Here is a 20,540-nt window from a genome sequence, read left to right on the forward strand (position 1 = left end):
ACTGAGAGGAGGATGAACCTATGGCGGATGCACTCGTAATCGTGGAGTCGCCCTCAAAGGCGAAGACGATAGGCAAATATTTAGGCAGCAAGTTCATCGTAAAAGCTTCGATGGGGCATGTTCGCGATTTGCCAAAGAGTCAGATCGGCGTTGAGGTAGAGAATGATTTTAATCCGAAATATATTACGATCCGCGGCAAAGGTTCAATTTTGAAAGAACTGAAGGATGCACGGAAGAAAGTGAAAAAAGTGTATCTCGCAGCTGACCCGGATCGCGAAGGTGAGGCTATCGCATGGCATTTGGCCCATGCCCTTGAACTGGACGATACGGCAGATTGCCGGGTTGTATTTAATGAAATTACAAAACAGGCGGTCAAAGATGCGTTCAAAACGCCGCGGAAAATCAATATGGATTTGGTTAACGCGCAGCAGGCAAGACGTATTCTGGATCGACTCGTTGGATATAAAATTAGTCCGTTATTATGGAAGAAAGTGAAAAAAGGTTTGTCTGCAGGCCGGGTTCAGTCCGTGGCTGTAAAAATCATTTTAGATCGTGAAAATGAAATTGATGATTTTGAGCCGGAAGAATACTGGAGCATTACCGCTAAACTGACAGCAGACGGCAATCCGTTTGAAGCCAAGTTTCATAAACTGAACGGGGCCAAAACAGAGCTGGGTAGTGAAGCGGAAGTGCAAGCGATCTTGAAACAGATCGAAGGAGCCGACTTTACGATCAAGGAAGTTAAAGAGAAAGAACGGAGCCGTAACCCTTCCGCCCCGTTTACGACGAGTTCTCTGCAACAGGAAGCGGCACGTAAATTGAATTTCAGAGCTTCCAAGACGATGTCGGTCGCCCAACAACTATATGAAGGTGTAGACCTTGGAAAAGAAGGCACAGTAGGTCTCATCACGTATATGCGTACGGACTCCACACGAATTGCGGCATCTGCACAAGAAGAAGCCAAAGAATATATCGTTGGTAAGTATGGTGAGCCATTTGCACCTGAGACTCCACGAAACTATTCCAAAAAAGCAGCTAATGCTCAGGATGCGCATGAAGCAATTCGTCCAACTTCAATTCTGCGTGATCCTGACTCAATCAAGTCATTCATGAGTCGCGATCAGTTCCGCTTGTATAAACTGGTATGGGAACGTTTTGTAGCGAGCCAGATGTCCTCGGCTATCCTGGATACACTCTCTGTAGATATTGCTGCGGGGGACACCATTTTCCGTGCAGCAGGTTCGAAGGTGCGGTTCCAAGGTTTCATGAAGGTATATGTTGAAGGAAACGACGATGGTACAACTGATGAAGATCGTCTGCTGCCTCCGTTGAAAAGTGGAGATGTGCTTGATAAGCAGGAGATTGAGCCAAAACAGCATTTTACACAACCGCCACCCCGATATACGGAGGCAAGGTTGGTTAAGACGCTTGAGGAATTGGGTATAGGGCGTCCGAGTACATATGCGCCAACACTGGAGACCATTCAGAAGCGCGGATATGTTGCGATAGAGGAAAAGAAATTCATGCCAACCGAGCTTGGTGAACTGGTCATCGAACAGATGGAAGAGTTTTTCCCGGAAATCCTGAATGTAGAGTTTACCGCAAACATGGAAGGTGATCTTGACCATGTTGAGGAAGGTTCCGAGGATTGGGTCAAAGTACTCGCAGAATTCTATGAATCTTTTGAGAAGCGCCTTGAGTTTGCGGAAGAAGAAATGAAAGAAATCGAGATTGAAGACGAAGTATCAGATGAGATCTGTGAGAAGTGCGGCAAACCGCTGGTTTATAAACTCGGGCGTTTTGGCAAGTTTCTTGCGTGCTCTGGCTTCCCTGATTGCCGGAATACCAAACCGATTATCAAGGATATCGGCGTGACTTGTCCGAAGTGTAAGGAAGGTCATGTTGTTGAGCGTCGTAGCAAAAAAGGACGTATTTTCTACGGTTGTGACAAATATCCTGAATGTGATTTTGTCTCATGGGACAGACCTTCAGCCAAACCATGTCCAAGTTGCGGATCGCTAATGATTGAAAAGCGGAACAAAAAGGGAGCACGATTGCAGTGTACTTCATGTGATCATCAGGAGCCGGTGGATGAACCGGATGACGAATCAGCGGATTAGTATATATGTGAATCAATTCAATTATAGTGAAATATGAAATTGCTTTATGGGGGTAAATGATTTTGACAAATGAACAACAAGTAACCGTTATTGGTGCCGGGCTTGCAGGAACAGAAGCGGCCTGGCAGATTGCAAGTCGCGGCGTACGCGTAAAATTATACGAGATGAGACCTGTTGTGAAAACGCCAGCTCATCATACGGATAAATTTGCAGAGCTGGTATGTAGCAACTCGCTGCGTGCGAATGGATTGACCAATGCAGTGGGTGTGTTAAAAGAAGAAATGAGAATGCTCAATTCTCTTGTATTGTCAGCAGCAGACAAACATGCAGTTCCTGCAGGTGGGGCACTTGCTGTGGACCGGGATGGATTTTCAGGTGAGATTACATCCACGTTGCACCAGCATCCGCTCATCGAAGTGGTGAATGAGGAACTAACTTCTCTGCCGGAAGATGGCATCGTTGTTGTTGCAACGGGGCCGCTGACTTCACCCGCATTGTCTGAGCAAATCAAGGCACTAATGGGAGAAGAGTATTTCTACTTCTATGATGCAGCTGCACCGATTATCGAAAAAGATTCAATTGATATGAACAAGGTGTATCTGGCTTCCCGTTATGATAAAGGCGAAGCGGCATATCTGAACTGTCCCATGACAGAAGAAGAGTTTGATGTCTTCTATGAAGCTCTCATTACTGCTGAGGTTGCTCAATTAAAAGAGTTTGAGAAAGAAATCTACTTTGAAGGCTGTATGCCAATCGAAGTGATGATGAAACGCGGAAAACAGACAGCTCTGTTTGGTCCAATGAAACCGGTAGGTCTGGTTAACCCTCATACAGGAGAGTTACCACATGCGGTTGTTCAGCTTAGACAGGACAATGCAGCTGGAACCCTGTATAACTTGGTTGGCTTCCAGACGCATCTGAAATGGGGAGAACAGAAACGAGTCTTTTCCCTTATTCCTGGACTTGAAAATGCAGAGTTCGTTCGTTATGGCGTAATGCACCGTAATACATTTATTAATTCTCCTAAACTGCTTCTTCCGACGTATCAGTTTAAAGAGCGTCCTAACTTGTTCTTTGCAGGTCAGATGACGGGTGTAGAAGGTTATGTGGAATCTGCTGCATCAGGGCTTATTGCCGGCATGAACGCAGCCAAAGCAGCACTTGGGCAGGAATTGGTGGTATTGCCCGTAGAAACAACACTTGGGAGTATGGCTCAGTATATTACAACGGCTGACTTCAAGCACTTCCAACCAATGAACGCAAACTTTGGTTTGTTGCCGAAGCTTGAAACGAAGATTCGTAACAAAAAGGAAAAAAATGAAGCTCTTGCACAGCGTGCACTGGATGGCATCACGAGTTTTGCTGAGGCAGAAGGTCTAACTGTTCCGGAACGCGTATAAATTATTCGTGGGAGGATGCTGATATCATGGATATGTCATTTCATGCTACAACGATCTGTGCTGTTCGTCATAATGGTAAGGCTGCAATCGCAGGAGATGGTCAGGTGACCATGGGCCAAAGTGTTGTGATGAAGAATACAGCCAAGAAGGTAAGACGTTTGTACCGCGGACAGGTTGTTGCTGGCTTTGCTGGTTCTGTGGCGGATGCGATCACCCTGTTTGAGAAATTCGAAGGTAAGCTGGAGGAGCACCATGGTAACTTGCAGCGTGCTGCTGTAGAGCTTGCCAAGGATTGGCGTCAGGATCGGATCTTGCGCAAGCTTGAGGCGTTGTTGATTGTAATGGACAAAACAGGCATGTTGCTCATCTCAGGTGGCGGCGAAATTATTGAGCCTGATGATGACGTTATCGCTATCGGATCAGGTGGAAACTTTGCCTTATCTGCTGCGCGTGCGTTGAAACGTCATGCAGTAAACCTGGAAGCAAAAGATATTGCGCGTGAATCGCTTCAGATTGCCTCGGAGCTATGTGTATATACGAACAGTAATATTATTGTAGAAGAGTTATAAGCCAAAGAAATCTCCCGTAGTGGAGCATGATTCTGTAATCTGCTCCAGGACGTCTAGGGGATTCTTTGTCCTTGTTAGGTAAAATAAATTCAACATACTGGTAGGAGGGAAGCAATATGAATACTCAAGCGTTAACACCGAGACAGATTGTTGCAGAGCTTGACAAGTATATTGTAGGTCAAAAGAAAGCCAAAAAATCGGTAGCCGTAGCCCTTCGTAATCGTTATCGGCGTAGCCTTTTGCCTGAGCATACGCAGGACGACATTGTGCCTAAAAATATCTTGATGATTGGACCTACCGGTGTGGGTAAAACGGAGATCGCCCGTCGCCTTGCTAAACTGGTAGGTGCCCCATTTGTGAAAGTGGAAGCTACCAAGTTCACCGAAGTAGGTTACGTTGGCCGTGACGTTGAATCGATGGTGCGTGATCTGATTGAGACATCACTGCGGATGGTGAAGCTGGAGCGGACTGAAAAAGTGAAGGACAAAGCTGAAGAAGCGGCCAATGAGCGAATTGTACATATTTTGGCTCCTTCACAGTCTAAGTCCAAGAATCAGCGTAATCCCTTTGAGATGATCTTTGGGAATAATGGTAACAACGTTCAGGAACAGGATGAACCAGAACCGGATACTGGGGTTGCCGAACGCCGCCGTAAGATCAAGTTTGATCTGTTATCTGGCAAGTTGGAGGATGACATCATTGAAATTGATGTCGAAGACACTGCGCCTAACATGATGGACATGTTTGCTGGTCAAGGTAATGATCAGATGGGCATGAACATGCAGGAGATGTTTGGTAGCTTGTTGCCTCGTCGTACGAAAAAACGTAAACTCGCTATTAAAGAAGCGCGCAAAGTGTTGATCCAGGAAGAAGCAGGGAAATTGATCGACATGGATGATGTTACCCAGGAGTCCATTCGCCGGGCGGAGCAGACAGGTATCATTTTCATCGATGAAATCGACAAGGTTGCCAGTCAAGGACGCGGTAGTGGACCCGATGTATCCCGTGAGGGTGTGCAACGTGACATTCTGCCTATCGTAGAGGGCTCTACAGTAATGACGAAATATGGCCCTGTCAAAACGGATTATATTCTGTTTATGGCAGCTGGCGCATTCCATGTCGCTAAACCCTCTGATCTGATTCCCGAGCTTCAGGGACGCTTCCCAATTCGTGTGGAACTAAGCAGTCTAACACTGGAGGAGTTTGTATCCATTCTGACTGAACCCCAAAATGCACTGACCAAGCAGTATGTGGATCTGTTGCGCACCGAGAATATTGAGATTGAGTTCTCGGATGAGGCCATTCGCGAGATTGCCAAATTGGCTGAATCCGTCAATCAAAATACAGAAAATATAGGTGCTCGTCGATTGCATACAATTCTTGAAAAGCTTTTGGAGGATTTATCCTTTGAGGCACCTGAGCTTACATTGGAACGTATGGTGATTACTCCGGAGTATGTCCGTGAGAAATTGAATGATATTGCACTTGATCGTGATTTAAGTCAGTATATCCTGTGATATAGGCTTGCAATGTAATTGCTAAAAGGTCGAATGAATGAACGATATGCACTGGACCGTAGAGAACACTTACGAGATCGACGAAGGATAATCATTCCTTAGACGAATCGTAAAAGGTTATCTCTCCGACCGGTGACATATCGTTTATTTTTGTTTCTATCTAAAGGATTTCGATGAGATAGCCGATAAAAGATGTGTGGTTGTTGTCTGGATCGACAAAACCTAGGACTTGTGCCGCATGCAAAGCGTGTTAAAACCTATCGGAGTGGTAGTTATTTCTAATTTTTATATCCAGTCATTCCCATTAAAAGAATGTTTCTTATTCCAAGTCTGGGCATCGGTTTAGTTGACAGATTGGTAAATGTTGCGTAAATGCGCAAAAAAAGAATTTATAGAAAAGTACGAAGTCACCAATTGTTTTCTGGGGATCAAAATACGTAAACCCTACTTAATTGTTAAGAAAGTGTTGTGTAGAATTGGTGAGAAATCTTAATTCGTGAAAGATAACTTGTCAATTGATTAATACACAGCTTCATATGCATACCTATCATGTAGTCGCTAAACCCTTAATCTAACGGCAAAAAATTCTAACATTATCAACGATGAATATTTCGAAAATATACATAATTACAGGCTTTATACAGTGCTGCCGAGACGAGAAAGGTTTTTTTTATTTTAAGAATGTTTAAGAACAATCAGGGAGAGTATTAACATACTTTTGTTTTGGGCCTGAACATTTACGAAAAAATTCATAATTTGCAGAAAATACACAAAAAGCCCTGTCTTTCAGAAAAGATAGGGCTTTTTTCTTATTGTAATATATCCCAAACTCGAAGAAACTTATGTTATACGACAACATCAGAGTTAATTCTACTTAAGTCCTAGAAAACCGTGTAAAGACGAATGTTTTTGTCGAAAAAACATTAGGATTTTCAAGGAAGAAGATTCAATCTTTTTCCATAACTTCTAAAGAGAGGAGGGGGATTGTGAATCTTTTAAACGATATCAGTTTTAAAAGATTGCAAGGTGCACTCGATGCGTCCAATATCAGACAGCGAACAATTGCTGACAACATCGCGAACGCCGATACCCCGTATTTCAAGCGCTCGAACGTTTCTTTTGAAGAAATGTTACAAGGGCAAATGAATGGAGATATGCCTGTTCTTAAGGGTAAAGTAACTGATGCAAGGCATTTTGTCATAGGTCCTTCCTCTTCCGTACCAACGCCAGTAGTTAATATGGACCAGTCAACCTCCATGAATAACAACGAAAACAATGTCGACATAGACAGAGAAATGAGTCTTCTGGCGGAGAATCAGTTGCGTTATAACGCTTATATTCAACAAGTGAACGAACAAATTAAAATCATGCGTGTTGGCGTGGAAGGGAGATAACCTAAATTGAACATTAGTAATAGTTTTAGTATCAGTAGCTCAGCTCTGACAGCCCAACGGTTGCGGATGGACGTTATATCTTCCAACATTGCCAACGCAGAGACGACGCGCGCGAGCGTATCCAATGGTGAAGCGGTCCCTTACAAACGTAAAATGGTTGTGCTTGAGCCGAATAAAACGTCATTTGGTACGATGCTGCAAAATCAGATGAGAGGTAGCGGTTCAGGAGATGGCGTGAGAGTAACGGAGATTCGCGAGGATCAGTCACCTTTGAAGCCTGTGTATGACCCTTCTCATCCGGATGCCAATGCAGAAGGATATGTATTTATGCCTAATGTGGATATTGCGAAAGAAATGGTCGACATGATCTCTGCTTCCCGTTCCTATGAAGCAAACGTAACAGCACTGAATTCAACCAAAGCAATGATCTCCAAAGCTTTGGAGATTGGAAGATAAGTTGCTTTGAAATGAAAATAAGAAAAATACAAACCAGGATGAAGGGGAGGGACATTAATGATTCAGAACAACATGTTTAGCACACAGGGGATACAACCGCTACAGATGAAGAGTGCAACCGAAAGTAAGCCTTCTACACCAGCCGAAACCATTCAGAGCTTCGGTACATACTTACAGAATGCATTAGGGTCCGTTGCAGCACAGGAGGCTCAATCGCATGAAATGTCGAATCAATTTTTGGTCGGCAAAGCGAATGTGGATCAAGTGATGATTGCTTCAGAACAGGCCTTGTTAAGCCTACAACTCACAACTCAAGTCCGAAACAAAGTGGTTGAAGCATACCAGGAAGTTATGCGAACGCAGTTATAAAACAACCTACTTGCGCTTCGATAGTAGCGCTGATCATTACAACAAAGCAGCTGCGATGCTGCTCCTGATCGTCAACCCATGAAACGGCTGGGGTTGAGTAAGGACAGACTAAGCAAAGTTTCGGATGGGGTGACAGAGTGAATGAGAGAATCGCCCAGTACAGGGATAAGGCATCCCAGTATTGGAATAGTTTTAGCAAAAAGCAAAAAGTATTATTTATATCCACCTTCCTGTTTCTGATTTTGGCTGCAGTTGTGCTCACGATGCAATTGTCCAAGACGGAATATGAAGTTGCTTTTACAGATTTGAATGCAAGTGATTCAGCGGGCGTGATTAGTTATCTAGATTCATCTAGCATTCCATACAAATTAAGTTCAGATGGCAAGACCATATCCGTACCGAGTACAAGTGTTGCAATCGCAAAGGTCAATGTTGGATCTCAAGGGATTATTCAGAATGGTTCATTAGGGTATAAGTCATTTGAGGAGTCATCATCACCTATCGGGATGACAGATAAAGAGTTTGATGTAAAGTACAACAACGCTATAAACGGAGAAGTTGAACAGTTACTTCAGCGGATGCAAGGAATACAGGATGCTAAAGTACTCGTTAATATGCCGAAAGATAACATTTTTGCTGGTTTAGAAGAACAAGACAAAGCATCAGCATCGGTAGCTCTCCAATTCAAACCGGGTTATCACCCAAATCAGGCAGCGGTAGATGGCTACTTTAACTTGGTTAAGACTGCAATTCCTAATCTGCCTGTTGAGAACATCACGATTACGAACACAGATGAAGCAGAATTGATTCCAACTGCCCGAGGTGGCAGTGGCGGGTTGTCTTCCGAAGTTCAAGAAAACATGGCATTACAGAAAAAATTTGAAAACGATGTCCGGAATAACGTAAAGCAATTCCTTTCCCAGATTGTAGGGGAAGACAAAGTTAATGTTTTGGTAGCCTCCAAGCTTAATTTTGACAAAGAAACACGTAAGGAAAATCTGGTCACACCTGTTGATGTAGATAATATGAAAGGCATCGAGATCAGTGTGCAGGAGATTCAAAAGAGCTACACTGGCGCAAGCAACCCAACAGGTGGTGTTGCTGGCACAGGACAAGAGGAAGTTCCGGGTTACCCATCATCTGATGCAACCGGTAATTCTACCTCTGAAGAATCATCAAGCACTATAAACTACGATGTTAATCGAATCGCCAAGGATATCATTTCCAGTCCATATACTGTAAAAGACTTAACCATTAACGTTGCAGTTGAACCACCGAATGGAGAAACAGAATTACAGGGACCGGTTCAGGACGCAATTGAGAACATTTTGGTTAACATTGTTCGTGCTTCACTGGCAGACTCAGGCACTGTAATAAGTGACGCCGATCTGACAAAGAAAGTATCAGTCATGTCACAAGGATTCCAAACTGCCTCTGCAGACAATACAGGTTTCCAGCTTTCCTCAACGATGATGTGGGGTGGAGGCGCACTCATAGCGGCATTGATCGCAGCGGTAGTTATTTTGTTAGTACGCCGTCGCCGCAAACAAAACGAAGTGGAAGAAGAAGAGATTCCTCTTCCAATAGCAACAGAGTTCCCGTCCATTACGCTGGACAGTGTAACGAACGAAAGTCAGGTGCGCAAACAATTGGAGAGTTTGGCCAAGAAAAAGCCAGACGAATTCGTCAATCTGCTGCGTACATGGCTGGCTGACGAATAGAGGTGAACGCATTGGCGAAGGCAAGCAGTCAAGGTTTGACTGGAAGACAAAAAGCAGCAATTTTGTTGATTACATTAGGTCCGGAAGTATCGGCTCAGATCTTCAAACATCTGCGTGATGAGGAGATTGAGCAACTTACGTTGGAGATTGCCAACGTTCGCAAGGTTGATTCTTCCGAAAAGGACATGATCATGGCCGAGTTTCACCAGATCTGTCTGGCGCAGGAATATATCTCTCAGGGCGGTATCAATTATGCGAGAGAAATCCTGGAGAAAGCTCTGGGTTCATCAAAAGCACTTGAAGTCATTAATCGTTTGACAGCTACGCTGCAAGTTAGACCATTTGACTTTGCGCGCAAAGCAGATCCGAATCAAATTTTGAACTTTATTCAGAATGAAAGCCCGCAAACGATTGCCCTGGTTCTGTCTTACCTGCAATTCGAACAGGCAGCAGCGATTCTATCATCCTTGCCACAAGAGAAACAGGCAGATGTCGCTCGCCGGGTGGCTGTTATGGATAGTACTTCGCCAGAAGTTATCTCTCAAGTGGAGCGGGTTCTGGAACAGAAGTTATCTTCTACCGTAACGCAGGATTACACCAATGCGGGTGGTATCGAATCGATCGTTCAGATTCTGAACGGAGTCGATCGGGGTACAGAGCGTACCATTTTGGACTCGCTTGAAATTCAGGATCCAGAGCTTGCAGAGGAAATCAAAAAACGTATGTTTGTATTCGAAGATATCGTCAATGTGGATGATCGTTCGATCCAGCGTATTATCCGGGATATCGACAACGCAGATTTGCAACTCGCACTCAAGGTGGCAAGCGAAGAGGTTCGGGATGCTGTGTTCCGGAACATGTCGAAGCGGATGTCCGAAACATTCAAAGAAGAGATGGAGTTTATGGGGCCTGTGCGATTGCGTGATGTTGAGGAAGCTCAGACACGTATTGTAGGAACGATACGGAGATTGGAAGAAGCCGGTGAGATCATTATCGCACGCGGTGGAGGAGATGATATCATTGTCTAATTTGATTAAATCTTTCCAGTATGTACCGGTTGATGACCGCAAAAAACTTGAAAATCACCATCATTATGGTGGTGCTGAGGAGTCTGAAACGGAATTATACGGTGATAGTGCTGAAGGTTCTGAGGCAGAAACGCTTCAAGCACGCGTGGACGAAGAAACACAACGTCTTACCGCAGAAATGCTGGAAGATGCCAAGGAGTTTGCAGAAAAGCAAGTACGTGAAGCTTCAGAAGAGGCAGAGCGCATGCTTCAAGAGGCCCGTGAACAGATCGACAGCTGGTGGCAGGAACAACGACAACAGGATGAACATCTGACAGAAGCGCTACGTTCACAAGGTTTTCAACAGGGTTTTGATGAAGGCAAAGTACAAGCTGAACTGAATCTCCAGGTGCAGATCGAAAAGATGATGATTGAAGCCCAGGAAGTGCTCAAGGAAGCTTATGTAGCTAAAGATCAGATCATTCAGGAAGCTGAACCGTTCCTCGTGGAGCTTGCTTGCGGGATCGCTGAGAAAGTCATTGACAAGCAACTTACCATTGAACCCGATCATACATTGGAACTGATTCGTCAGAGTTTGTCACGTAAACGGGAGCAGGGTTTGATCACACTTTGTGTGGCACCTGATCAGTTTACATTTGTACAGGCAGCTCGTGAAGAATTGTCTCTGTCTATTGACTCTCAGGCAGAATTGCAGATTTTGCCTGATTCAACGGTCAAAGATAAGGGATGTGTCATTCGTTCTTCGTTTGGAAGTGTAGATGCGAGAATTGATACACAGCTTGCTGAGATTAAAAAAGAACTGGTCCGCATAGCACTTGAGGATGAGGAGCGAAAAAATCAACATGAAGGTTCTTAGTTCACAGCGATATATGGAACATTTGCGCCAATTCGATCCTGTTCGTATTAACGGCAAAGTTACTCAGGTCATTGGTCTTATGGTGGAGTCAGAAGGGCCAGATGCAAGTATAGGTGACGTATGTTATATCTATCCTGGTAAATCGGCCAAGCCTCTTCAAGCCGAAGTTGTTGGGTTTCGAGATAACAAAGTGCTGCTGATGCCACTGGGTGAACTTCAATCCATCGGCCCTGGTTGCGATGTAGTAGGTACGGGTAAACCACTCGGTGTTCAGGTAGGCTCTGAATTGCTCGGTAAAGTATTGGACGGACTTGGACAACCGCTGGACGGTTCCCTCCTCCCATCCAGAATGCCGATGTATTCTACCTCCAATACTCCGGTCAATCCAATGGATCGTCCACGTGTACTTGAAACGATGGGTGTTGGTGTAAGGGCTATCGATGGATTGCTGACCGTAGGTAAGGGACAGCGTGTAGGTATTTTTGCCGGTTCTGGTGTTGGTAAGAGTACATTGATGGGCATGATCGCTCGTAATACCGCGGCGGATGTCAATGTCATCGCGCTTGTAGGTGAGCGTGGACGTGAGGTACGTGACTTTATTGAACGGGATCTGGGTCCAGAAGGATTGGAACGTTCCGTAGTCATTGTTGCAACATCAGATCAGCCTGCCCTGATTCGGATTAAGGGAGCAGTTATTGCTACCACTATTGCAGAGTATTTCCGAGATCGTGGAATGAACGTGATGCTCATGATGGATTCGGTAACCCGATATGCGATGGCACAAAGGGAAGTTGGTCTGGCCGTAGGTGAACCTCCGGCAATGAGAGGATATACGCCATCGGTTTTTGCGAGTTTGCCCAAACTTCTTGAACGGGCGGGTACAGGACCTACCGGTTCGATTACAGCCTTTTACACCGTTCTGGTTGATGGGGATGACATGAACGAACCGATCGCCGATGCGGTGAGGGGTATATTGGATGGCCACATTGTGTTAAACCGATCCATTGCAAATAAAGGTCATTTTCCAGCGATCGATGTGTTAGCCAGCATAAGTCGTGTTATGAAAGATATTGCTCCGGAAGAGCAGCTGGAAGCCGTTAATAATATGAAACGTTTGATGGCTGTGTACAAAGAATCTGAAGATTTGATCAATATTGGAGCTTACCAGCGGGGATCAAATGCAGCCATAGATGAATCCATAGACCAGATTGATAGTATATGGAACTTTACCAAGCAGAAAGTCGACGAGAAAGTCACCTTAAGTGAAGTGCAGGAACGTTTGATTCTTGAATTTGCAAGGAGATGAATGGTTAAGCGATGAAATTTCGATATCATTTCCAGAAAGTTGTTGACCTGAAGAGTAATGAAAAAACACAGGCAGAGTGGATGTTATCCACAGCGATCGGTAAACTTCAGACGGAGGAAGAACATCTGATACAACTTCTGAACGATAGAAATAATCTGGTCGGGATTATTCAATCTGCTACGGAAAATACAGCGTCTGTAAACAGTCTGCAGGAGATGCAGCGATATGTACATCATCTTGACGAGTGCATTTCACGTAAAAACAATGATGTTAAACATGCTCAGGTCAATGTGCAGCGGAATCAGACGTTTCTGAACGGTAAGATGGTTGATGAAAAAGTATGGCTTGGAGCGAGAGACAAGGCCAAGATCAAATTTCAGCAGGATATGCTCCTCCGGGAACAGAACGATCTGGACGAGATGGCTACTGTACGCTTCGCTGCCAAAGCCGGACGCGCGAATTGATGTGAGCCGGACGCGAAGTTGTCTCGTGAAGGAGGAATGAACGATGGCTGTTAAAGACGATAGCGACATGGAAAAAGAATCGGGAGGCGGCTGGGAAAAATTTCTCATGATTTCCATCCCGATTGTATTCACCGTAGTATTGCTGGGCGTATTGCTTACGCTTTTTAATGTAGATATTCGTAATAATTTGTTTGAATTCGCCAACAAGATCCCGGTAGTTAAGGAATGGGTACCTGATCCTGTGCTGGACCCTGAGAAAGATAAGCTGGAGAAAAGTGAGCAGCAGGTTGAAAGTGCTGAAGCCACAATCGAAAAGCTGAAGTCCCAAGTTACGGCAAAAGAAACAGAACTTAAGGCAGCACAGGAAGCGACAACAACTGAAGCGAAGAAAGCAACGGACCTTCAGAAGAAGTTGGATGATGCGGAAAAAGTGGCTGAAACAGCTACGGCAGCAACGCCGGAAACGGAATCCGATTATCAAAAGCAAATCAAAGATTTGGCTAAAATGTATGCGGACATGAGTCCAAGCAAAGCTGCACCGATTTTGCAAAATATGACGAATGAGGAAATGGTATTGTTGTTGAATGCCATGCAGTCATCTGCTCGGACCAAGGTGCTTGAAAAGATGGACCCGAAAACAGCAGCCGATGTCACCATGATGATGAAGGATGCCAAACCGTCCGGGGATCTGGCACTGGATGCGCTGCAATCCAGATTGAAGAAAGAAACCGCAGCAACTTCAACTGCATCCACAACCACAAGCAAAAACCTGGATAAAAACCAGCTTAGTCAAACATTTGCTTCGATGTCTGCTTCAAGTGGTGCCAAGCTATTATTGGAAACATACAAGCTAAGTCCTGACAAAACATTGACCATCCTGAATTCAGTAGATGATGCAACACGCTCTCAATTGCTTGAGAACATGTCTTCAGAGGACTCGGTTGAAACTGCAAAAATTTTGAACAAATTAATGGGCAACAAGTAGAACTGATTACTGTATAACCGAGAGGAGGTGAAAATAAATGTCGATTGTATATCAAATGGCATCCACAGCATCTGCAAAAGCAACAGGAGCAGGTCAGACAACCGGAGCACAATCTAAAGGTTCAGCTGCAGGTGCTAGCGGTGAATTTCTCCAAACTCTTGCACAATCGTTATCTGGAGGAAACACAGAAGGTGATAGTTCAAGCGCTACTGGAAGCTTAACTGCCAATCCGTTGGTGTTTTCCTTTGCTACAAGTGAAGAAGGAGAAGCGGCATCAATCACGGCTATACTGAATTCGTTGTTCACGGACTTGGATTCACTTGACGAAGCTTTGGAAAATGACCCATCCCTACTTGCAGGTTTGCAAACTCTGATTCAACAGCTGTATACACAATTAAGTAATCCTTCAGGTACTAACACAGAAGGTTCTGACGAGTCTTCGAACGGAGCGGAAAGCGTAAATACAGTACCCGCAATTGAACTGTCGCAGCATCCGGCAGCAGTACGTTTTGTTCTGCAAGATATGCTTACACAATTAGTAGCTGGAATGAATGATCCTGAGAGTAACGTTGCGAAGAACGCTCCTGAATTCAAACATTTGTTACAATCTCTGCAGAGTCAGCTTCAAGAGGCTGGAGTGGATACCGCGAGTAACAAAGGATGGACTGAACTGAAATCCATACTGGATACATTGACTGCAGTTAAGGATCAGTCTGCACAAGTCGCTCCAAATACTTCGCTTCAATCATCCAAACAGGATTCTGTTGTACCACAAGTTCTTGTTGCGGCAGTGGCGAATTCTGGAACCCAGGTGAAAGATGAGGCTGTTACCACATCTGCTTCAAATGCAGGTGGAGAAGTGGAACACTCAACCATCATTACTGCAGGAGAGCTGTCCTTGCGTTCATCAGGTACAACAGCAGGAAAACCGGCTGAACCTGTAATGCAAACATCACAGTTTGCCAAGGAAATGACACAGTTTGTTGTTAACAAGCTGGATATTGTCCAGCAAAAAGGATTTTCCGAGGCGACCATCTCACTTCGGCCTGAGCATCTAGGGAAGTTGGATGTTCAAATTACCTTGCAGAACGGGCAGTTGGTTGCACGGTTTATGACTGAGCACACGATGGCTAAAGACATGCTTGAACAACAAATGACGCAGCTACGTTCTTCACTTCAAGCCCAGGGAATTCAAGTGGAACGACTTGAGGTTACTCAGAACAGTTCAATCGGATCACAGATGTATCAGGACGGAGGCCGTCAGCCGGGAAGTAACTCTCAGCAACAACGCCGTTCGCGTGAGCGTGAGGAACAATCGGATGATGCTATAGCTACAGCAGGAATTCAAGAAGAATTGCGTAACTGGCGTAGCGAGCAAGTCGAAGGAAATGAATTACAGAGAGATACATTTAGTGCTAAGGCTTAAACAGAAATGAGGTGAGCAAATGGCTAATGAAATTGTTTCAACGAATAATACCTGGCCGAACTATTCGGCAGCCAATAAAGCAACTACAAGTGCTGCAACAAAAGAATTGGGTAAAGATCAGTTTCTAAAAATCCTGATTACCCAGCTGCAAAATCAAGACCCGATGCAGCCGATGGAGGATAAGGAATTTATCGCTCAAATGGCACAGTTCAGCTCAGTGGAACAACTGGTCAATATTTCTACCCAGCTCAAAACATTGAACCAGTCACTTGGTGCTGTATCCGGCATGATTGGCATGGAGGTAAGTTGGCTTTCTTCTAATAAAGATGATAACGGAACTCTTCGCCAGGGTATTGTAGATTCCATCATTGTAAGAGATAGCGTTCAATACGCAAAAGTGGGCAAAGACGAGATTAAGCTGGATGAGATCATTCAGGTGAATTATCCAAAACAGGCAGAAGAGAGTCAAACTCCGGTACAGAACGTTCAGGACGTAACCCCTGAAACGAACGAGAGCCAGCCAGTTGAATCATCCACTGAAACGGGTGACACGGAAGATAGCGGGAAAACGATATGAGTGATCGCATAACGGTTGGACAATTATACGCAGGCCCGATTACACCGAATATGCTTCAAAGACCCAAAACGGGAGAAGCTTCGGTCATACCCGAAAAACCTTTTGCAAAGGTGCTGGAAGATAATCTTCTGAAATTGAGCAATCATGCTGCCAAACGATTGGAACAGCGTGGTATTGAACTCAAGACCGAGCAAATGGAACAGATTGGTTCTGCTTTGGACAAAGCTGCTGCTAAAGGAGCCAAAGAGTCATTGATTTTAATGCAGGATATGGCTTTTATCGTCAATGTCAAAAATCGTACTGTGGTTACAGCTATGGATAGTGAGAGCATGAAGGATAATGTGTTCACTCAGATTGATAGTGCCGTAATCATTTCTTAACCGGCTGGCCCTTCTCGGGAGCCGGAATGCCGCTGACCGACTGATGCGGTAACCAAATGAAGACTGGGAGGATTTTTTAAAATGATAAAATCAATGTACTCAGGCGTTTCCGGGATGCGGGGTTTCCAAACAAAACTCGACGTAATTGGTAACAATATTGCGAACGTAAACACGGTTGGCTTCAAAGGCAGTCGGGTTATGTTCAAAGATATTATGAGCCAAACAACGGCAGGGGTAACTGCCCCTGGCGATGCAAGTGGTGGTGTCAATGCGAAACAAATCGGTCTTGGTGTAACGGTAGGTTCAATTGATACGCTGCATCTGGCAGGTAGCCCAATGACAACGAATAATCCAACAGATCTTCGGATTAATGGAGATGGATTCTTCTTGGTACGTTTGAGTGAAGATCAGGAAATACCTTACCTGACTCGTGCAGGGGATTTCCATGTGGATGCTGCACGTAACCTTTTGACTTCGGATGGATTGTTTGTTCTGGATAATGGTGGTGGAAATATTACGATACCGGATGATGTGGTTTCCTTCACGATAGGTCAGGATGGAACAATTAACCAAACCATGGCAGACGGAACCATCGAAGCAGGTCCACAGCTTGGAATAGGTAAAGTTGTCAATCCAGAAGGCCTTGAGAAAATTGGGGGCAACTTGTACCGTATGACAGCAAACGCGAATCCGGATGGGGCGCTGGAACCATTAACAGCGAACAGTGCTGAGGACGGAACAGGAGCAATCATTGCTGGACAGCTCGAGATGTCTAACGTGGATCTGACAGGAGAGTTTACTGAGATGATTGTAGCTCAACGTGGATTCCAGGCAAACTCCCGGATCATTACAACGTCGGATGAAATACTTCAGGAAGTTGTTAACCTGAAACGTTAATAGCTGATTAATGAATTTTTAAAACGTGGGGGAGCTTGCTCCTCCCACTCTGATCAAGGGGGCTTAGCATGATTTCGGTTACGCGGTTAAATGGTTCTCCCATGTGGTTAAATGCGCTGATGGTTGAAATTGTGGAAGAGACGCCGGATACGTATATTACTCTGGTAACTGGAAAGAGACTGATTGTGCTTGAAAAAGCCGATGACGTTATTTCCAAGATTAAAGATTACAACCGTGAAATCGGGGTTCAGGCAGCCACTATTAAAGTGCAGCAAACGGAGGAATCCTGATGAAAAAAATGATGCCCTGGCTTGCAACAATGTTGCTGGCGATAACACTCATTGTGGTGGTTGTGTTTGTATTTATGCAAGGACAGAACGGAAATAAGGACGACACACATACGGCGGCGGCTTCAGAAGCCAAGAAGATGACTGCGGATGAGATTGTAGAGGTTTCCTCTGAGCTTGGAGAAATTAAAACCAATTTGGCTGATACGGATCATGTTGTAGTTGTCAGCTTCTCATTCAAGTTGTCAGACAAAACAGCCAAAGAAGATTTCGAGAAAATCAAAGAAATTACAGTGAAGCCTATTATCATTCAGACGTTTGCGGATACAAAGTCTGAGGAGCTGGCTACAGCGAAGGGCCGCATACAATTTAATGAGAGATTGACGGGACTAATTAATGAAGCTTTACCTGAAGGTAAGTTGAGCAGCACCAGTTTTTCAGCTTTTGTAATGGCGCCAATGTAATGAACAGAACACGCTGTAGACCTGTAAGGGGGTGAGAACATGGTGGATGTATTATCACAAAATGAGATTGACGCCCTATTAGCAGCCCTTTCTTCTGGTGAAATGGACGCAGAAGAATTGAAGAAGGAAGAAACTCAGAAGAAAATTAGATCGTACGATTTTAAGCGGGCAGTGCGTTTTTCCAAAGACCATATCAGAAGCTTGACTCGTATTCACGAAAACTTTGCACGCTTTCTCACCACTTATTTTTCAGCCCAACTGCGGACGTTCGTTCAAATCAATGTCGTTCAGGTCGAACAGTTGCCTTATGATGAGTTTATCCGTTCTATTCCTAAGATGACGATATTGAACATTTTTGAAGCGGAGCCACTACAGGGACGAATGGTGATGGAAGTCCATCCAAACGTGGGATATGCTATGTTGGATCGCCTTCTTGGTGGAACCGGGAGTGCTCCAACAAAGATTGCATCGATGACGGAGATTGAAACGACCATCATGGAACGAATATTCAGCCGTGCATTTGAAAGTTTGCAAGAAGCATGGAAGACCGTGTTGGATATTACCCCGAGGATGGAAGCGCTCGAGACCAATCCGCAATTTATGCAGATTGTATCTCCCAATGAGACCATTGCTCTGATCTCGCTCAGTACCAAAATTGGTGACACGACAGGCATGATCAATCTATGTATACCGCATGTCGTTCTTGAACCTATTATGTCACGGTTGTCAACTCATCAGTGGTTTGTTTCGGAGAAGAAAACGAGAGCTCCGGAGGAGTATGATGCTCTAAAAGAGCGTGTGAACAAAGCCAAGTTACCCATCGTTGCGGAATTGGGAGAATCCAGAATTTCAATTGCAGAATTTCTGGGTCTGTCGGTTGGCGATGTCATTACGTTGAACAAACCGGTTGATGAGGGACTTTCCATTAAAGTGGGTGACAAACTGAAATACATGGGCAGTCCGGGGACAATCAAGGACCGTGTGGCTGTGCAAATAGACGAGATTGTCACCGAAGGAGTTGAAGAATTTGACGAGTAAGGATTATTTATCCCAGGAAGAAATCGATGCTTTGCTCAGGCAATCGGAATCGATAAACAGCTCGGAACCCGCTGAAAAGACGGTTGATGATTTTTTGACCGAGCTGGAGCAGGATGCCTTGGGGGAGATTGGTAACATCACATTTGGTAGCGCGGCAACAGCCTTATCCACGCTATTAGGCCTCAAAGTAGATATTACAACACCTAAAGTTTCTATCATTAGTCGAACGCAGTTTGAAGAAGCTTTTCCTAAGCCGCATGTTGCCGTTCATGTGAATTACGTGGATGGATTCGAAGGCATTAACTCACTTGTTATCAAGAAGAGAGATGCTCAAGTCATCGCTGATTTGATGCTGGGTGGTGAAGGAAATCCGGTCGATGAAGAACTGAATGAAATCCATATTAGTGCGGTACAGGAAGCGATGAACCAGATGATGGGTTCCTCTGCAACCTCAATGTCCACGATTTTTAATCGTTTTGTGAATATTTCCCCTCCGGGAATCGATATTCTCAATCTGGAGAGTGGAGAGGGTGTAAGTAATCTTCCAGCAGATGAGACCCTTATCCAAGTTTCATTTCGTTTGTTAATCGGGGATCTGATCGATTCCAATCTGATGCAGTTGCTTCCAGTACATTTTGCCAAAAACATGGTAGATATGCTGATTGGAGGCGCTCAGGAGTCAACTGCCAGCGCACCAGTGGCATCAACACCTGAACCTGCGCCAGCAGCTGTACCAGCAACGCCACCACCGGTTGCGGAGCAGCCGCCCGTTCAGCACCAACAGGCTCCACAAGCTCCACAACAGCCTGCTCAGGACTATAACGGATATGGACAGGCCCCGATGGGTATGCCTCAAGGAATGCCGCCACAGCAGCCGTATGGCATGCCCCCGCAGCAACCTTATGGTGCACCTCAACATTACGGTGGAATGCCAAATAGGAATGTTAACGTACAACCAGTTCAATTCGCCAATTTGCAAAACGGGGCGTATGGTCAGGTAGACGAAAACAATTTGAATTTATTGATGGACATTCCCCTTAAGGTCACCGTAGAATTAGGAAGGACCCAGAAGCAAATTAAAGATATTTTGGAACTGTCACAGGGTTCGATTGTCGAACTGGATAAGTTAGCCGGGGAACCTGTCGATATTTTGGTGAATAACAAACTGATCGCCAAGGGAGAAGTTGTCGTTATTGACGAAAACTTTGGTGTTCGTGTTATAGATATCGTTAGCCAATGGGACCGAATTCAGAAATTACAATAAGCACAATTTAGGGAGGACTTGA

21 protein-coding genes are annotated in these 20,540 nt (G+C 44.8%); all 21 read left to right on the top strand.

The genetic code is table 11. The annotated features are described in order from the left end of the window. Positions 1 to 20: 20 nt before the first annotated feature. The 21 genes from topA (at position 21) to fliY (ending at position 20,518) form a co-directional block, all read left to right on the top strand. The gene (topA, locus tag AC4E8D_RS11560; protein ID WP_237175966.1) at positions 21 to 2,120 is read left to right on the top strand and encodes a type I DNA topoisomerase; all 2,100 of its coding nucleotides are present in this window, start codon (positions 21 to 23) and stop codon (positions 2,118 to 2,120) included. A 56-nt stretch (positions 2,121 to 2,176) separates the two neighbouring features. Continuing rightward, complete coding sequence (gene trmFO, locus AC4E8D_RS11565; protein WP_372238347.1) at positions 2,177 to 3,520, top strand: FADH(2)-oxidizing methylenetetrahydrofolate--tRNA-(uracil(54)-C(5))-methyltransferase TrmFO; 1,344 nt, start codon at positions 2,177 to 2,179, stop codon at positions 3,518 to 3,520. Positions 3,521 to 3,546: 26 nt separating this feature from the next. Continuing rightward, positions 3,547 to 4,089: an ATP-dependent protease subunit HslV gene (hslV, locus tag AC4E8D_RS11570; protein WP_062833786.1), complete on the top strand. Its 543-nt coding sequence runs from the start codon at positions 3,547 to 3,549 to the stop codon at positions 4,087 to 4,089. Between the two features lie 116 nt (positions 4,090 to 4,205). Continuing rightward, positions 4,206 to 5,606, top strand: a complete 1,401-nt coding sequence (gene hslU, locus AC4E8D_RS11575) for an ATP-dependent protease ATPase subunit HslU (RefSeq protein ID WP_076208906.1) — start codon at positions 4,206 to 4,208, stop codon at positions 5,604 to 5,606. Between the two features lie 986 nt (positions 5,607 to 6,592). Next, the gene (gene flgB, locus AC4E8D_RS11580; protein ID WP_076208905.1) at positions 6,593 to 7,000 is read left to right on the top strand and encodes a flagellar basal body rod protein FlgB; all 408 of its coding nucleotides are present in this window, start codon (positions 6,593 to 6,595) and stop codon (positions 6,998 to 7,000) included. Positions 7,001 to 7,006: 6 nt separating this feature from the next. Then, the gene (gene flgC / locus AC4E8D_RS11585; protein WP_017689191.1) at positions 7,007 to 7,456 is read left to right on the top strand and encodes a flagellar basal body rod protein FlgC; all 450 of its coding nucleotides are present in this window, start codon (positions 7,007 to 7,009) and stop codon (positions 7,454 to 7,456) included. A gap of 57 nt (positions 7,457 to 7,513) precedes the next feature. Then, positions 7,514 to 7,825, top strand: a complete 312-nt coding sequence (gene fliE / locus AC4E8D_RS11590) for a flagellar hook-basal body complex protein FliE (protein ID WP_017689190.1) — start codon at positions 7,514 to 7,516, stop codon at positions 7,823 to 7,825. A gap of 137 nt (positions 7,826 to 7,962) precedes the next feature. Then, a complete protein-coding gene (gene fliF / locus AC4E8D_RS11595; RefSeq protein WP_036609370.1) occupies positions 7,963 to 9,546 on the top strand; it encodes a flagellar basal-body MS-ring/collar protein FliF in 1,584 nt (527 codons plus the stop codon). 11 nt (positions 9,547 to 9,557) lie between these two features. Further along, on the top strand, positions 9,558 to 10,574 hold the full coding sequence (fliG, locus tag AC4E8D_RS11600) for a flagellar motor switch protein FliG (RefSeq protein WP_047842476.1): 1,017 nt from the start codon (positions 9,558 to 9,560) through the stop codon (positions 10,572 to 10,574). Continuing rightward, the gene (locus AC4E8D_RS11605; protein WP_339184047.1) at positions 10,567 to 11,430 is read left to right on the top strand and encodes a FliH/SctL family protein; all 864 of its coding nucleotides are present in this window, start codon (positions 10,567 to 10,569) and stop codon (positions 11,428 to 11,430) included. The genes fliG and AC4E8D_RS11605 overlap by 8 nt, the downstream gene beginning before the upstream one ends. Further along, positions 11,417 to 12,736: a flagellar protein export ATPase FliI gene (gene fliI, locus AC4E8D_RS11610; protein ID WP_036609365.1), complete on the top strand. Its 1,320-nt coding sequence runs from the start codon at positions 11,417 to 11,419 to the stop codon at positions 12,734 to 12,736. The genes AC4E8D_RS11605 and fliI overlap by 14 nt, the downstream gene beginning before the upstream one ends. 11 nt (positions 12,737 to 12,747) lie before the next feature. Next, positions 12,748 to 13,200 (top strand): flagellar export protein FliJ, encoded by a 453-nt coding sequence (gene fliJ, locus AC4E8D_RS11615; protein ID WP_076208901.1) that lies wholly within the window; start codon positions 12,748 to 12,750, stop codon positions 13,198 to 13,200. Between the two features lie 43 nt (positions 13,201 to 13,243). Further along, positions 13,244 to 14,185 (top strand): MotE family protein, encoded by a 942-nt coding sequence (locus tag AC4E8D_RS11620; protein ID WP_339184051.1) that lies wholly within the window; start codon positions 13,244 to 13,246, stop codon positions 14,183 to 14,185. A 37-nt stretch (positions 14,186 to 14,222) separates the two neighbouring features. Beyond that, positions 14,223 to 15,611, top strand: a complete 1,389-nt coding sequence (locus AC4E8D_RS11625; protein WP_339184054.1) for a flagellar hook-length control protein FliK — start codon at positions 14,223 to 14,225, stop codon at positions 15,609 to 15,611. Between the two features lie 19 nt (positions 15,612 to 15,630). Then, the gene (locus AC4E8D_RS11630) at positions 15,631 to 16,188 is read left to right on the top strand and encodes a flagellar hook capping FlgD N-terminal domain-containing protein (RefSeq protein WP_221824179.1); all 558 of its coding nucleotides are present in this window, start codon (positions 15,631 to 15,633) and stop codon (positions 16,186 to 16,188) included. Beyond that, a complete protein-coding gene (locus AC4E8D_RS11635) occupies positions 16,185 to 16,568 on the top strand; it encodes a TIGR02530 family flagellar biosynthesis protein (protein WP_221824178.1) in 384 nt (127 codons plus the stop codon). Before AC4E8D_RS11630 ends, AC4E8D_RS11635 begins: the two co-directional genes overlap by 4 nt. A gap of 81 nt (positions 16,569 to 16,649) precedes the next feature. Next, positions 16,650 to 17,465 carry a flagellar basal body rod protein FlgG gene (flgG, locus tag AC4E8D_RS11640; protein ID WP_047842482.1) on the top strand — a complete coding sequence of 272 codons (816 nt, stop codon included), beginning with the start codon at positions 16,650 to 16,652 and terminating at the stop codon, positions 17,463 to 17,465. A gap of 68 nt (positions 17,466 to 17,533) precedes the next feature. After that, entirely contained in the window at positions 17,534 to 17,755 is a 222-nt protein-coding gene (locus tag AC4E8D_RS11645) for a flagellar FlbD family protein (RefSeq protein WP_076208897.1), read from the top strand. Further along, positions 17,755 to 18,216, top strand: coding sequence for a flagellar basal body-associated FliL family protein (locus AC4E8D_RS11650; protein WP_221824177.1), 462 nt, complete (start codon positions 17,755 to 17,757; stop codon positions 18,214 to 18,216). Before AC4E8D_RS11645 ends, AC4E8D_RS11650 begins: the two co-directional genes overlap by 1 nt. Before the next feature lie 39 nt (positions 18,217 to 18,255). Next, positions 18,256 to 19,254, top strand: coding sequence for a flagellar motor switch protein FliM (gene fliM, locus AC4E8D_RS11655; protein ID WP_221824176.1), 999 nt, complete (start codon positions 18,256 to 18,258; stop codon positions 19,252 to 19,254). Then, positions 19,244 to 20,518 carry a flagellar motor switch phosphatase FliY gene (gene fliY / locus AC4E8D_RS11660; protein WP_150367668.1) on the top strand — a complete coding sequence of 425 codons (1,275 nt, stop codon included), beginning with the start codon at positions 19,244 to 19,246 and terminating at the stop codon, positions 20,516 to 20,518. Before fliM ends, fliY begins: the two co-directional genes overlap by 11 nt. The last annotated feature ends 22 nt before the right edge of the window (positions 20,519 to 20,540 follow it).

It is taken from the genome of Paenibacillus sp. SRL342, assembly GCF_984798905.1.